The organism is Vibrio ostreicida (assembly GCF_013074385.2).
GTDB classification, from domain to species: Bacteria; Pseudomonadota; Gammaproteobacteria; order Enterobacterales; family Vibrionaceae; genus Vibrio; species Vibrio ostreicida.
Genome location: NZ_JABEYA020000008.1, coordinates 148,638 through 163,524, shown reverse-complemented (window position 1 = coordinate 163,524; position 14,887 = coordinate 148,638). Strand labels below are relative to the sequence as shown.

The window sequence follows — 14,887 nt, the reverse complement described above, 5'->3', positions numbered from 1 at the left end:
AGATAAGGTTGCTTTAATGAAGTAGTAAACGGTTGCGCCGAGATGTCAGATGGCGATGTGTCTTGCTAAGTGATTGTTTTTAAAAGACTGAAATACGACTTAGTCAAAGGTGAGATTTGGGTTTGCAGGATGACAAAATGGTATCACAAAAAAAATCAAAATATCAGTCTTGCGAGAAATAAATCACAGCCTATAATGCTGAAAACCGGAGCGTCTGCCAACGCTCCGGTTTTTTTGTGTCCGAACAAAATGTAACGCCGTCTGCCAACGGTTTTACAACACACATTGCGAGCGACACATCGTCTAAATGAATCAAGGAAATGCACCATGCGTATCGAACAAGAACTTAAGTTAGGCTTCAAAGATGTCCTGTTTCGCCCGAAGCGATCAACCCTAAAAAGCCGTTCTCAAGTAAATTTAACCCGCGATTTTACATTCAAGCACAGTGGTCGTCAATGGTCAGGAACCCCTGTTATCGCGGCGAATATGGACTCGGTCGGAAGCTTTGAAATGGCGAATGAGCTAGCAAAGCACGAAGTGATGACGGCGATGCACAAGCACTACTCCGTCGAACAGTGGGCTGAGTTTGTTAAAGGGGCGGACAAAGAGACATTGAATAAAGTGTTTGTTTCCACGGGGACGTCAGATCGCGACTTTGAAAAAACCAAACAAATCCTCGCTTTAAGTGAAGAGCTAGAGTTTATCTGTATAGACATTGCCAATGGTTACTCTGAACACTTAGTTGAGTATGTGGAGCGTGTTCGTGCTGAATTCCCAACCAAGACAATTTCTGCGGGTAACGTTGTTACCGGTGATATGTGTGAAGAGCTTATCCTAGCGGGTGCAGATATCGTGAAAGTGGGTATTGGCCCTGGCTCTGTTTGCACCACGAGAGTCAAAACGGGGGTGGGTTATCCACAATTATCGGCCATTATTGAATGTGCCGATGCAGCTCATGGTCTTGGTGGTATGATCATTGGTGATGGCGGTTGTGCTTGTGCTGGAGATGTTGCGAAAGCTTTTGGTGGCGGTGCTGATTTCGTAATGCTTGGTGGGATGCTCGCTGGTCACTCGCAATCTGGTGGTGAGGTCATTGAAAAAGACGGCGAAATGTTCATGAAGTTCTATGGCATGTCTTCTGAGTCAGCGATGGCCAAACACTCCGGTGGTGTGGCTAAGTACCGTGCAGCAGAAGGTAAAACCGTATTATTGCCTTACCGTGGTGATGTCAACGACACCATTTCAGACATCCTAGGTGGTGTGCGTTCAACCTGTACATACGTCGGCGCAGCAAAGCTTAAAGAACTCACCAAGCGTACAACGTTCATCCGCGTACAAGAGCAAGAGAACAACGTATTCGGTAAAGAGTAACGTTTAAAACACTTGTTTAAAATTTAAGAATTGAGCCACTTTAGAGTGGCTCTTTTTTTACCTGAAATTTGGCAAGTGGCGACAGCCGAGCAAACAATTTTGTGACGACAGGTTACAGGTTAGAAAGAGGGTTATGGATAATTGCTTCAGATAGGTGATCAGGTGCGAAGTGGGCATAGCGCATTGTCATACTGATAGCGGCGTGGCCAAGGATATCTCGCAGTACCAGAATGTTGCCGCCATTCATCATAAAGTGGCTAGAGAACGTGTGGCGCAAAACATGCGAAGCTTGACCAGAAGGTAGTTCAACACCGAGTTTGTTCTTCAGAATGTAGCAGAAAGGCGTTTAGCACTCTTCAAACAGCTTTCCTGATATTGGTTTATAGATTTCGTTGTAAAGCGATTCAGAGATAGGTACAGAGCGGTTTTTCTTAGTACTAACAGGGACAGGCATCTTGTTTCGCCCGTTTTCTTATGCCTGTCCTCGCTATAGTACTAATTTTTTGGACTTTGAGCGTGTGGCCCTAAGAAACGATCACCATTGAAATGGATCATGTGTTCAGGGTTTTCAGCTATCCATACTTCAGTTTCCCAAGCAATATCTGCAGCGTTCTTTCTAAATTCTGCGCGATCTGGGAAGGCAGTGACATATACTCGGCCTACTGGACTACCTGCTAATGCATCTTCTAATTCTTGCCATCGTTTTGGGCTAACAGGGCCGTGGCTAGTTACTGCTTCGATTAGAAACAACCACTTACGTTTCTCGTCATAAACCACAACATCTGGTAGCTTGTCGTGCGACATAGGTGGAACGCCAATAGATTGCAAATACTCTGTTTCAAGGTGCATTAACTTGCCACCTTCTTTTCCACGGCTGCTCGCAGTGTCACCGATATAAAGAACTCTACCTCCCTCACCAACAAAACGAGGGCAAAATTCATGAATGATATCGGCATGAAGCTGATTGTGCGCACCTGGGGAAAGAGTCAATTCTTTACCGTCGGGAAGAGTCACTGGTATTTGGTGCATCTCTCGCTTGCGAGCATATTGTTCTGATAATAGCGTTACACTTTCATTGAACTCTTCAACTAGCTCTTTCCAATCACCATCACTTCCAGCGCCTAAGATGCGAGTAATCTCAATGTTTAACGAGTAATTATTTTTAGGGGAATTGGTGGCACGTTTTGGGTCATCACGGTTTCGTTCAATTAGAGAAGCTTGCTCCATTTGGTGTAGGCTTTGACGTCTAATTGTTTCACGAGTATTAGCCGCATAAACAACTTCGTACTCATCTCGAATAAAATCCATGATATCGCGAGTAGTCATCATAGAGTCAGAAGCTAATTCGTAATCGGTGTCAGGCCCGAGCCTCGCCAAAGATAATAGCGTTAACGCTGTTCGTTCATTTAGTTGAGCTTGAGGTAGCCCAAGAGCTTTTAAAACATCGATTGCGAATTGGATTTTATCTGCTTTTGTCATGTTAAACAGCGCCTTATGATGATGGCTAACGTATTATTCCATCCTATCACTGCTTAAACCTTTATCATAGTTATTCAATCTGACATACTAACTGAAATACCACTGTATAAATGAACACATAATGACCGATGTACTAGAAGCCCAACCGATTAATATCAATAGTAAAGTAGATGAAATTCGCGAGACCGCGAACGGTCTACTTGACGTTAATTTAAAGGGTAAACTTGGTCAGTTTATGTCTTCATCCGCGGTATCCAACCTGTTGGCGAGTATGTTTGATGATATGTCTGGTGATATTCGCTTACTTGATGCAGGCGCTGGTGTAGGTTCGTTGTCGGCAGCTTTTACGTCTAAAGCGGCACAAACAGCACGTTCAATTCATTCTACATGTTATGAAATTGATGAAGTGATGGTTTCGCATCTTGAACAAACTCTTACTCATTGTTTAGAGCTATCAAGTCGAAGCAATATCGGTTGGGAGAAGGAAGTCATTCAGGAAGACTTTATTCGATCGGCCGTAGAACAAATCCAATCAGAAAACTTTGTACCAATTTACAATAAGGCCATTCTTAATCCCCCTTACCTTAAAATTTCAGCGAAAGGCCCAGAGCGTTCGCAGATTAGAAAGATTGGTTTTGAAACAGGGAACCTGTATTCCGCTTTTGTTGGCCTTGCTATTAAGTTACTTGAAGAAGGTGGCGAATTAGTCGCTATTACTCCAAGAAGCTTTTGTAACGGACCATATTTCAATGATTTCAGAAAGCTCATTCTTGATGAGTGTTCGTTAAATAAAATTCACGTGTTTAATAGCCGTAAATCGGCTTTTAAAACAGATAAAGTGCTTCAAGAGAATGTGATATTTCATCTAAAGAAAGGTGTACAGCAAGTAGAAATTGTACAAGTAGCATCAAGTTCATGCGCTGAAGACCCTAACCCAGAAATATTTGAAGTGCCGTTTAGTGATGTCGCTAATCCAAATAACCCTGATCGATTCATTCATATCATAACGAACGAAGAAGAACAGAATGTTGCTCATACTGCTGGCGGTTTACCTTGCTCTCTAGAAGACTTGGGTATTCAAGCAAGCACAGGCCGAGTCGTGGATTTTAGAACTAGAGAAAACTTGGTTCAAGATGTATGTGAAAACTCAGTACCATTAATTTTTCCCCAACACTTAAAGCAAGGTGAGATTCACTGGCCGTTAGAAGACTCTAAGAAGCCAAACTCATTGCTTAATAATGTAGATACAGAAAAGCTAATGGTTCCAAATGGAACGTATGTATTAACGCGTAGATTAACGGCTAAAGAAGAGAAGCGAAGAATTGCAGCGTCACTGTACACAGCAGAAGTTGCAGACGTACCAGTAGTTGGCTTTGAAAACAAAACGAACTACTTCCACTCGAATAACCAACCTTTGGAACACGACTTTGCAAAGGGTTTATGGATTTTCCTAAACAGTACACTGGTAGACCAGTACTTTAGGCAGATGAACGGTCATACTCAGGTTAATGCCACAGATTTGCGAACCTTAAGATATCCAACGCACGAACAGTTAGTTGAGTTAGCCGCTCAATATGAAGGAATCAACCTAGAGCAAGATAGAGTTGATGAGCTGGTTGATAGATTTAGGTTGTAAATCGCCATATTAGGACGCTGATTAATCATTATCTGGGTATATTTCTTTTATAGCAGCTTCAAGTTTTTTGTTTGTAATACATGAATAGTACTAACAGGGACAGGCACCTTGTTTCGCCCATTTTCTTATGCCTGTCCTCGCTCACTTTTTGTATTTTTTGTAGAGATAATCTATAGAATACTCAAACAGCTCTTTAATTTTTTGTTTGGCTTCTTCGGCCGAGACATAATCGAAACTAACTGACAAAGAGCCGCGACCAAAGATGTTCAAGAAATTAGGTTTGTAAACAACTTCAAGATCTAATAAACCACCGCTTTCTGATGTCGGTGTGTATTGATAGCTCGCGTACTTTCCATTGAAGTCCCCTAATAAAAAGAAAAATCCACCACCTTCGCCCAGTTGCTCCGTCAAGTCGAGCTCCGTGACCCAAGGGAAATTGTCAATAATTTCAAAAGCTTCACGATGAAAATTTATATCTACTTCATGTTCTACTAGCTCTGTTCCGCCTTCTCTATGTTGAAAAAATGCTTTGACTAAACTCATTATAATATCCTAAGAACTCAATGCCATCTTGCTCGTTAATGCTGCGCGAAAATTTCTGTTATTCATTGCAAAGCGAAGGATCTGTTGCAAACTTCTTTGCAAATAGAGGGAGGTGGCCTGTTGGAATCCCTTTACATGGTAGAAGTCCTGCTTTCTCATATCTTGTTTCATAAATAGAAGGTGTTATTACGGTGACTAAAACAGTAACTAATAAAAGTCCGACTAAAGAAAGTGGCAATGCCGGTCCAAAACGGTCCTCCCATTTTTCTTCAGCAATAACGTAAAATACCCCTAGTATGACTACGATGAATAAACCTATACCCATAGGTATCGCAGCAAAATCGAAGCGAGAGTATGTTTCTGTTTTACCAAAGGGGTCATCTAAAACCATTACCTTGTGGAGTCCCAAATAAAGACAAGAAAATGATAGAGAAGCCATGATTACGGTATATAATGCAATCTTGTAGACCCTTTTAAACTTGTTGAAAAGGAAATATGTATTCATAGCGGTTTCATAACCAAATCATTAATTGATTTCTTAACAAAATGTTTAATTTCAGACTCCACCACTTTTTTACTCGTTTCAAGAGCTCCTTCTATTAGCATTGCCATAAGATCCAAAACGCCGTCGTAAGCCTCCTGTTGTAACTCTCTACCTTTTTCAGCTGCCTCTTGTTGGGCCTTTTCAAGCAACTCTATGACAGCGGGGGTTATTCCTAAGTAGTTGTCCATCTCGTTCAAGAGCCACGCCGTAGCAAGGCCGACAAATACTACAACAGCTAAATGAGCAGCGACATAAGATGTTAATGCCATTACACCAGCTCCAGCGAGAGCGGAGAAAGCCGAGGCAATGCCTATTTTTACAATATCTGTAGCGAGTGAGCCAATTAAGTCAGCCAAAAAAACTTCATCGTTGAGAGCATAATCTAGGATTCGATAGCCAGCAGCAATATAGATCGTTAGGACAGTACCGGATTTGATGGAGTTGGCTAATCCGTATTTCCCTATACCTAACTGCACCACTTTTGGATTGTCTAACTTATAGGCCGATGCCGTTAATATCCGTCTCAAGCCCGAGTGACCAGAAAACTTAATCATCTCCGAACCAATTTTGTTGTAATACGTAGACATCTCCATACCAAATGTCGCTTTGAGCCCAAGCTTTGTTGCCTTTAGGCCGTGAATATTAAACTGAGCTATCACCATTGAAGTAGACACGACATCCTTACCATTGACACCGTAGTTAATCATTACTTGAGCTCCAGTTGAGGTCGTCATTGATTTCCACGTGTCTTTTGTATTGATGTATTCGCCTGTCGTAAAGTTATAAGGAGGCCAATACATATTTTCTGGAGAAATACTTACAGCTGAGCTTTGTGAAGGGGTGGTGCTTTGAGCTAATGCATTTTTCTTTAGTGGGGGTAAGAATCCTTTCCCCATACCAGGTGTCACGCGAGTTGACTTCACCTCATTCTCATAAGCAATTGAAGTTTTTGGGAAAAAGGTATTTCCATCAGCGTTTGTATGAGTGACTGGTTACGTATTTTTTTCAGCCTCATAGGCCATGGATGTTTTAGGAAATATACTCTTTTTGTTGTCACTCATAATGTTCTTATCGCCGGATACAGGTAAGGGAGTATTTTATCTATCAAAACAAACAAAAGGTAGCTAAATGAATGTGCGTTTTAACAAAATGTTCTTAGATGAGGTTAGTATCACAGCGTTTTAATAGAGTGGTTATTTCTTTTCGATAGTTCGTCGAATGACATTGGCAACAAAAATGTCGGTGCTACTGTGCTTCGCTATTTTAAGCGTCACTATGGTTATCACGCGTAACGTCGACTGGTATACTCAAAATATGAAAGCAGAAGAAACCGAAAGGTTAATCATGAAGACGCGTAAGCAACCTATTTTTACTGGTCAGTCAAGCGATACCCTTGAAGAAAAGTCGTTTATCCACCTTCGTTTTTCAATGAAAAATGGACTGAAAAGCCTTGTGTGTTTTATCGCTTTGGTCGCTATCGCACTTTACGTTAGAGACAGCTTTATTCGCCCGACATTCGGTGATGTTCTAGTGGTGGTTTGGCTCTACTACTTACTGGCGAGCTGCTTATCTATGCCCGTCAAATGGTTGGTTTCAATGGTGGTGTTGATTGCGTTTATTGTCGAGTTAGGGCAACTAGTGCAAGTGTCCGCTTGGTTTGGTATCAAACCGTCATCACCGTTAACGGTGATTTTTGGGGCCACGTTTGATTGGAAAGATCTGCTGGCTTACTGCGTAGGGGGTTTACTGTGTTGGTGGCTGGAAAAGAAAGGAAAGCCGAGTTGAAATAAACGTCTAGTCAGCCAAAGTGTGGGATTCGAACAGTCTGACAGGGACAGGGAGTCTAACAGGGACAGGCATCTTGTTTAGTCTAACAGGGACAGGCATCTTGTTTAGTCTTACACCCGTTTTCTTATGCCTGTCCTTTTAAATCTGCGTGCCTGTCCTTTTAAATCTGTCCCCGTTTTCTTATGCCTGTCCTTTTAAATCTGCGTGCCTGTCCTTTTAAATCTGTCCTTTTAAATCGTGATTTTCATTTTATGGTTGTTTCAACACCATGCGATCGATTAAGAGTCGCTTCTTGCGGCTCTTTTTGTGCCTGAAGCTTGGTAAGTGGCGACAGCCACCGGAAAAATTTAGTGGCGACAACTACCGGTTAGTGTATTTTGAGTGATAGCTTCGTGACCACTATTTCATTCAGCGATATCATTGTTTTGTCACAGAAATTTATTGTATATAGACGCTAAGCATGGTGTAATATTTAATCAAGAACGAACATTTTTCTATTTATATCTGGGGTCTAGAGCCTTACAATACGAGCCTTTTTAAGGTGCTTTTTTAGTCCGAAAAGTCTTAATAATTAATTGCCCTAATGAGTAAGATTAAAGCTAACTTTTAGCCGTCTTGACACTGAAAAAACAAGGTCGCCCGCAGTAGGCCGCCTCTCAAATGTATACATGAAAGCTTCTACTAAATGAATCATTGGTAATAATGTGATGAAACTGCCAACTCTAACTTCACGAGTCGCTCTGCTGCTCTCCATATTTTTTGTCTTTTCCTATCAAGCATACGCAATAACAGTGACTCAGGTATCAGAAGGAACGATCAACGATGAAGCGAGCATTATTGTTAGCCTAGAAGGCGAAATTTCAAAGGCTGTCAATTTGCCCGTAATCAAAGATAATACCGCTATTCCAAATGTAGGTTGGGTGTTGTCTAGCGATCGTACTTATCAGTATTTTTCGACCACCACATTTGGTCTAGGTGACTATGAAGTTTCGTTAGCAGGGACCACACATGATGGTCTCGACAAGATAGAAGTTGTGTCCATTTATGAAGCCGACCCATCAGTTAGAGTTCTGGGTAATGGCCCATTTGTGAATGCGTCAGGTGATCGCGCTATCCCAATTGAGTCGGTCAATGCGGCCGGCATAAACATGTCCGTTTTCAAAGTGGATAATGTCCCCGAGTTATTCAATGAGTATTTCTACACAAAAAGATTAGGTACATGGAGCGCTCAAAAGCTTAGAAAAAACTTCACCCATTCTGAAGAATTAAACTTTCCAATCTCACCGGGATTACCAAACCAATCGAAGCTGTCCAATCTAACGCTACCAAATTCACTGGCTAGTGGTTGGTATGTTATCGCCATCAAACCGTCGAACTCATTTGACTCGCCTTCCATTTTCCATGTTTTGCTGTCTGAATTGGGCTTGCAAGCGAAAGTTTTTGAATCTGACGCCTCTGTTCAGGTTATTGATTTAAAAAACAATAAACCTTTAAAGTCAGGTAAGTTACACGTGTATTCTCAGCAAGGGCTACGCAGCAGCCACCCAATCGAGGATGGTTTTGCTCAGTTCACTTATTCCAATCGTGCGCCAAGTGATGTGTTTTATGTAGAAGCAGGCTCAAAAGTTGCTGTGTTACCTGTTAAAGAGATTCCTTTGGACCTGAGTGACTTCGATGTTGACGGAGAAAGCGAAACGAAAACCAAAGCCTTTGTCTATTCTAATCGAGATTTATTTAAGCCGTCAGAACGCATCACCATTAATACCTTAGTAAGAGACAGTGATGGCTCCACGACAGACATAGAAGCGATGTACTTTGAATTAATCAAACCAAATGGTGCGGTTGCTATTTCTAAGGTTGTGGAAGAATCGGTGAAAGGGTTTTTTAGTGTCAATTTCTCATTACCACCATCCGCTGATTTGGGTAAATGGTCTGTTCGCGCAAAAGTCAATCAAACTTCCGATTTCAGCTTGGGGACATTTACTTTCACGGTGGTAGAGTTTGTTCCTGAACGGATGGACCTCAACGTCGTTTCATCGGAAGTGATGGATGCGGGTGCGCAATTGACCGTCAAGGCAGAAGGGCATTACCTTTTCGGTCAAGTTGCTGATGGTAATCGTCTGCAGGTGAACCCGACACTAAAATATCTGTCCCATTTCCCCGGTGCCTATAAAGATTATTTTATTGGTTCCAATAAAAGGTTTGCCTATTCCGATTTACCCAAGCCCATTGATACGAAACTCAATTCTTCGGGTAAAATCGAGTTTGACATTGACGCAATACCGAAAGAAAAGTTAGTCGGACCGGCTTTGCTCACACTCAATAGCTATCTTTTTGAAGCAGGAGGTGGTGTCACCTCTCGGAAAAATACTATTCTAGTATCAAATAGCAAACCGGTTGTAGGGATCAGGCCACAATCGGACAGTTTCTCGTACTTTGAAGAGGCGAAGTTTAGCCTTGCACTGCTGAGCGGAACTGGAGACCAAATTCTCTCTGGCGATGTGGACGTATCCATTGAGAGAAACCGAGGTGGTTACTACTGGGTGCACAATCAAAGCTCTGGTTGGGTCCTTGAGCGAGATGATAAATGGCGGGTGGTTGAATCCAAACAGTTAAGCTTGACTCGGAACACCGAAAACTATTCTTTCCCAGCTAAGTGGGGACAATACCGATTGACGGCGACGTCATCAGACGGGCAACGTACTGTCTTTCCGTTCTATGTAGGTTGGAAGGAGGGAGATAAGCAGATTCCTATCAAGCCCGATCAGTTGTATCTCTCCCTCAATAAGGAGAGCTTTCAGTCGGAGGACACTATCGACATAGAGGTTCAAAGCCCTCTGAAGGGCTTACTCAATGTCGAACTTGTGGCGGATAAGGTCTACGCCCGCAAGACGATGTCGATGGATAAGCACGCATCAATGTCTATTTCCTTGCCAGAGAATCTAACCAGACACGATCTCTATGTGATTGCGACTCTCACAAACACTGAGGAGTCGTACACCAAGCGCTTGCTTTCAGTCAAACCGGTCAAACTGTATCGAGATGATCGTCGAGTGCAAGTCTATCTTAACATGCCTGATAAATTTGAACCGCTAACCAGTCAAAAGCTATCAATACAAACAAATCTTGAAGAAGCAAAGGATGCCTTCGCTTTGATCACGATTGCAGATAAGGGGATCTTGAATCTATCAAACTACACTATCCCAGATGTGTTTGAGTGGTTCTATGGCCAAAAACGTTTGAGTGCCGATGTGATTGACTTGTATTCGAGGCAATTTGAATCAAGACCGAGTTCCTATATCACCCATCGCTATGGGGGGGACGGAGGCTTAGACGATAGAGCAGTGCAGGGTAACCTTGTTGAAAGCAAAACGTTTAATCAAGTACTTGCCCCAATTCGTATTGATGACAAAGGCAAGGCGATGATTGATGTCACTGTGCCGGATTATAACGGTGAAGTTGAAGTCGTGGCCATTGTAGTCAGTGGCAACAAATTTGGTGTTGCTTCTGAAGCCATAAAAGTGAGTGCACCGATTGTTGCGGAGTTATCAGTTCCTAGATTTTTTGCGTCAGAGAATAAAAGCCAATTATATGTTGAAGCATCAAATCAAACCGATTCAAAACAATCAGTCAAACTCAATCTAGAGGCTAGTTCGCACCTCAAACTGAAAGATAATTATCCGAAAAGTTTCACCATTTTACCAAATGATAAGATAGGTTTCTCAGTTGACGTCGAGGTTGGAGAGCAAGTCGGCGTTTCAGAGCTCAGCTTATCGGTTGATAGTACGCTCTATAAAGCGGTGCGTACTTGGAAGGTGCCGGTAAGGTCAACTCGCCCATATGTGACAAAGGTTACCTCTCGCATCCTTAACACCGGAGATAGAATCGTCATCAACAAAGCAAGTTGGGATGGGGTGAAAAGGGTTGGAGATAGCCAAAGCGTCATTGCGTTTAGTCACAACCCGTCCATTGAAACAAATACTTTCATTGAGGGGCTATTTAGGTACCCATATGGTTGTGTCGAACAAACAACCAGTAAAGCGTTTCCATGGTTAGAACCCGACCTGATCTCAAGAGCCGAACCACAGTTGAACGAGGTCGATGAAGCGCCAGAAGATATCATTTATAAAGCGGTATCCAAGTTGGCTACGGCGCAAAAACCGAATGGTGGTTTCGGGCTTTGGGGGCTAAGCTCCCGAGAAGATTTATGGTTAACTTCTTACGTGGCTGATTTTCTTTTCACAGCAAAAGGGGCCTACCCCACGGTTGTGCAAGCCGAACTCGTTGAGTCAACGTCACGCAGAGTGAAGCAGCGAATCTACAATAAAAACCTTTCAATCCACAAGGAGTACGCTGCTTATGTATTGTCAAAACATGGTCAACTGTCTTACTCCGATGCCAATACTTACTTGAAAGGTAAAAGCACGATAGGTGCACTCAATTCACTCTATTTGGGGGCTACTTTTTATATATTAGGGGATCTTAAAACCGCTGAAACCTATATTAACGCTGCCTCAAAGACGTTAACCTCTAAAGTCGTAGATTATTCAAATTACTATGACAGTAAGTTGTCCGGCTACGCGAAAATCATCAATGTGGTTAGTGAACTTGAAAAACTGACTTCTTTGACTCCGGCTCTTGAAAAGCTACGCATTCAGTCTGCTGAGCAAATTTTTGAGTTAGCGAATGACCGTCGATATTTTAGTACGCAAGACCGGTTTGCTTTGGCCGTTGCGGGCCTTAATTTGGAATCCAAAAATGCCCAAGGTGTATCGATTTCGATGAATTCGTCGTCACGGTTTGTTACGGAGCCTTTAGTAATGAAACAAGATGATATCTATGAGAATACGTCTCCAAGCCCATTATATGTGACTGAAACGGTCAGCGGGTATGCTGATACTGAACTTCTAAATAGTACGATACCTTTTGAGCATGTGACTCGAACTTACCTGACGACGGAAGGCAAGCCTTGGAAAGGGAAGACGCTTAATGTCGGTCAATCTTTAATTGCAAAGGTCGAATTTAAACTCAGTCAAAGCGTCAAGCGTGGAATGTTGGTCGACAACCTGCCCGGTGGCTTTGTGTTAGAAAACCCTCAATTCACAGGTTCCAAAGAGGTGCTAGAATCCCTTGATCTCACTTCGACCTCATCCGAAGTCACGGAGTATCGAAATGACCGCTTTGTTGTGGGCGCTGACTTTTTAGCGCAACGAAATTATGTGTTCTATTATGTCTTACGTGCAGAAACTGCCGGTGAGTCCATTGTCCCCGGCGTTTACATTGAAGATATGTATGCCCCTGAACGCTTTTTGCTGACTCAAGAGCGCAATAAAGTGATTAAAATCGTTCGTTAATGCGTCGCCTCAAGTATTTGCTTTTCTTCATTCTCGGCACTGTGACTTTAGCAGTGCTAGGATGGAGTCTTCTTAATTATTACTTTCCTTTACCCTCTGAATACACGAAAAGTCATTCTGTGAATGTCGTTTCTAGCGAAGGTGAAACACTCAGACAATTTGCGGATGAACAAGGCATATTCCGAATCCCAGTGACAACGCAATACGTCTCAGATGTGTATCTTAATACCCTTTTAAACTATGAAGACCAACGTTTTTTTTCACATGTTGGTTTCGATTGGCGAGCCTTAATTCGGGCGCTGATACAGAGAATATCAAGTGGTAAGATTATTTCTGGTGGTTCGACACTGACCATGCAAGTCGTGAGAATCTTGTATCCCGTCGAAAGAACGTACTTAGGAAAAATTGTCCAAATCTATAGAGCCTTGCAATTAGAACACCAGTTATCAAAAGAAGATATTTTATCTCTGTATCTGACATTTGCTCCAATGGGGGGAAACATCGAGGGGGTAGAAGCGGCCAGTCAACGTTATCTTGGTAAATCGGCCAATGAGTTAAATTTGTCTGATGCGGCTTTGCTTTCTGTGATACCTCAAAGGCCAAGTGTTTATCGTCCAGATAGATATCCACAGAAAGCGATGGCAGCCCGAAACAAGGTTTTGCGCAGACTAATGGCCAATGGTTTACTGACATCTGATGAATATTTTTTGTTGAAAGATGAACCTGTTCGGCCTGCAAGGCAACCAATCAAACGTTCAGTTCCACTGCTTGCGAGAGAACTAAAACGAAAATATAGCGGCTTGGACGTTATTGAAACGTATATTGATGATCAGCTTCAGAAAAATCTCAATTCGATAGCCAAGACACGGTTTGAATCGCTCTATGGAAGGCTATCGGTTGCCATCATCGTGTTAGAGAATGCCTCCGGAAAAGTCTTAGGTTATAAGGGCTCACTAGATATTGACAATAAACGTAGCTACGGGCACGTCGATATGACAAAAGCAATAAGGTCACCTGGTTCAACCTTAAAGCCGTTCATTTATGGTGCCGCATTAGAGCAAGGCATGATCCATTCTCAAAGCCTTTTAATGGACATACCGATGTCTTTTTCCGGCTACAGGCCTCAGAATTTTGACAAAGTGTTTAGTGGTGCAATCAGTGCAACCGAGGCCCTGCAACGATCCAAAAATATTCCACCTGTCTACCTACTCGACAAGTTAGGGGTTGAATCATTTGTAAAAAAGATGGAAATTCTTGGCGCGTCTCTCCGTTTGCCTGACTCAAATCTAAGTCTTGCCTTGGGAGGAGGAGGCTCAACGCTACGAGAGTTGGTCATGTTTTACAGTTCGTTAAACCGTGGTGGGAAATCAGTCCTACCAAGATTCACACCTCATGACCTGATGTTGGTGGAACAGCTCTTATCGAGAGAGAGTGCTTGGATTGTACGTACGATGCTGCAAACCCCACCCGTTGATCGCCCCATACTGAAATACAACAGAAGCGTTGCTTGGAAGACTGGCACCAGTTTTGGTTTTCGTGATGCATGGGCAATAGGCACGAGTACTGATTATACGGTAGGTGTTTGGGTCGGAAGGCCTGATGGTTCCCCCTATGTTGGTCAAACAGGGGCCTCAATGGCGTCCCCCTTATTGTTTGACGTCTTTGACCTACTTCCTAACGACATTGGTCGGAGGGAAAAACCGTCTAGGGTAGAACCTGTAAAAATATGCTGGCCGAGTGGGCTCAATAAAAAGGTGGTGTTAGCTGACCACTGTTTGATGGAATTGACCGCGTGGAGTATTGGCGGCGTAACACCTTGGACGTTAAGAAAACATATGCACTCTAACAACTTACATCAATGGCCTCAGAAACTTGAAGCTTGGAATAGACACTCGACAAAAAATAACAAGGATTTTGAAATTGTGTTTCCAAAAAATGGGAGTCATATCTACCCTTATCCTGATCAGACATTTGAATTTAAATCTTCAAATAGGCGCGTTCGTTGGTTTATCAATAATGCCCCTAGTAGCAACACAGTAGATGCTCATTCCCTCAAAGGTGAGCAAAAAATTAAGGCCTGTAATCATTTGAAATGTGAACAAATTACTTTCTTTGTTCACTAGGAATCCCATTTTCCTAAGTTTAAGTTTAAGTTTAAGTTTAACAGGGACC

9 protein-coding genes and 1 pseudogene are annotated in these 14,887 nt (G+C 42.5%); 5 read left to right on the top strand and 5 right to left on the bottom strand.

Annotation, left to right across the window (positions count from 1 at the left end):
* The first annotated feature begins 327 nt into the window (after positions 1–327).
* Positions 328–1,371, top strand: coding sequence for a GMP reductase (locus HLM86_RS13010; RefSeq protein WP_170883790.1), 1,044 nt, complete (start codon positions 328–330; stop codon positions 1,369–1,371).
* A 112-nt stretch (positions 1,372–1,483) separates the two neighbouring features.
* Here HLM86_RS13010 and HLM86_RS13005 read toward each other — a convergent pair.
* Positions 1,484–1,807 (bottom strand): annotated as a pseudogene (locus HLM86_RS13005) (tyrosine-type recombinase/integrase); the annotation flags it as partial.
* A 59-nt stretch (positions 1,808–1,866) separates the two neighbouring features.
* Positions 1,867–2,850 (bottom strand): BsuBI/PstI family type II restriction endonuclease, encoded by a 984-nt coding sequence (locus HLM86_RS13000; protein WP_170883789.1) that lies wholly within the window; start codon positions 2,848–2,850, stop codon positions 1,867–1,869.
* Positions 2,851–2,971: 121 nt separating this feature from the next.
* Between HLM86_RS13000 and HLM86_RS12995 the strand changes: the two genes are divergently transcribed.
* Positions 2,972–4,486, top strand: a complete 1,515-nt coding sequence (locus HLM86_RS12995; protein ID WP_170883788.1) for an Eco57I restriction-modification methylase domain-containing protein — start codon at positions 2,972–2,974, stop codon at positions 4,484–4,486.
* 141 nt (positions 4,487–4,627) lie between these two features.
* On the opposite strand, the gene HLM86_RS12990 is transcribed toward HLM86_RS12995, so the two are convergent.
* The 3 genes from HLM86_RS12990 to HLM86_RS12980 are packed head-to-tail and all read right to left on the bottom strand — an operon-like array spanning position 4,628 to position 6,496.
* Complete coding sequence (locus HLM86_RS12990) at positions 4,628–5,029, bottom strand: hypothetical protein (protein ID WP_170883787.1); 402 nt, start codon at positions 5,027–5,029, stop codon at positions 4,628–4,630.
* A gap of 58 nt (positions 5,030–5,087) precedes the next feature.
* Positions 5,088–5,534 (bottom strand): DUF2079 domain-containing protein, encoded by a 447-nt coding sequence (locus HLM86_RS12985; protein WP_170883786.1) that lies wholly within the window; start codon positions 5,532–5,534, stop codon positions 5,088–5,090.
* Positions 5,531–6,496, bottom strand: a complete 966-nt coding sequence (locus tag HLM86_RS12980) for a hypothetical protein (RefSeq protein WP_367947047.1) — start codon at positions 6,494–6,496, stop codon at positions 5,531–5,533. Before HLM86_RS12980 ends, HLM86_RS12985 begins: the two co-directional genes overlap by 4 nt.
* A gap of 421 nt (positions 6,497–6,917) precedes the next feature.
* Between HLM86_RS12980 and HLM86_RS12975 the strand changes: the two genes are divergently transcribed.
* The 3 genes from HLM86_RS12975 (at position 6,918) to pbpC (ending at position 14,838) form a co-directional block, all read left to right on the top strand.
* A complete protein-coding gene (locus HLM86_RS12975; RefSeq protein ID WP_076590593.1) occupies positions 6,918–7,358 on the top strand; it encodes a ribosomal maturation YjgA family protein in 441 nt (146 codons plus the stop codon).
* 710 nt (positions 7,359–8,068) lie between these two features.
* A complete protein-coding gene (locus tag HLM86_RS12970) occupies positions 8,069–12,715 on the top strand; it encodes an alpha-2-macroglobulin family protein (protein ID WP_170883785.1) in 4,647 nt (1,548 codons plus the stop codon).
* Entirely contained in the window at positions 12,715–14,838 is a 2,124-nt protein-coding gene (gene pbpC / locus HLM86_RS12965) for a penicillin-binding protein 1C (RefSeq protein ID WP_076590566.1), read from the top strand. Before HLM86_RS12970 ends, pbpC begins: the two co-directional genes overlap by 1 nt.
* Positions 14,839–14,887 lie beyond the last annotated feature (49 nt).

Bases quoted from the DNA above. Each gene is read 5' to 3' on its own strand.
- HLM86_RS13010 (WP_170883790.1), top strand. From the start codon at position 328: ATGCGTATCGAACAAGAACTTAAGTTAGGCTTCAAAGATGTCCTGTTT.
- HLM86_RS13000 (WP_170883789.1), bottom strand. From the start codon at position 2,850: ATGACAAAAGCAGATAAAATCCAATTCGCAATCGATGTTTTAAAAGCT.
- HLM86_RS12995 (WP_170883788.1), top strand. From the start codon at position 2,972: ATGACCGATGTACTAGAAGCCCAACCGATTAATATCAATAGTAAAGTA.
- HLM86_RS12990 (WP_170883787.1), bottom strand. From the start codon at position 5,029: ATGAGTTTAGTCAAAGCATTTTTTCAACATAGAGAAGGCGGAACAGAG.
- HLM86_RS12985 (WP_170883786.1), bottom strand. From the start codon at position 5,534: ATGAATACATATTTCCTTTTCAACAAGTTTAAAAGGGTCTACAAGATT.
- HLM86_RS12975 (WP_076590593.1), top strand. From the start codon at position 6,918: ATGAAGACGCGTAAGCAACCTATTTTTACTGGTCAGTCAAGCGATACC.
- HLM86_RS12970 (WP_170883785.1), top strand. From the start codon at position 8,069: ATGAAACTGCCAACTCTAACTTCACGAGTCGCTCTGCTGCTCTCCATA.
- pbpC (WP_076590566.1), top strand. From the start codon at position 12,715: ATGCGTCGCCTCAAGTATTTGCTTTTCTTCATTCTCGGCACTGTGACT.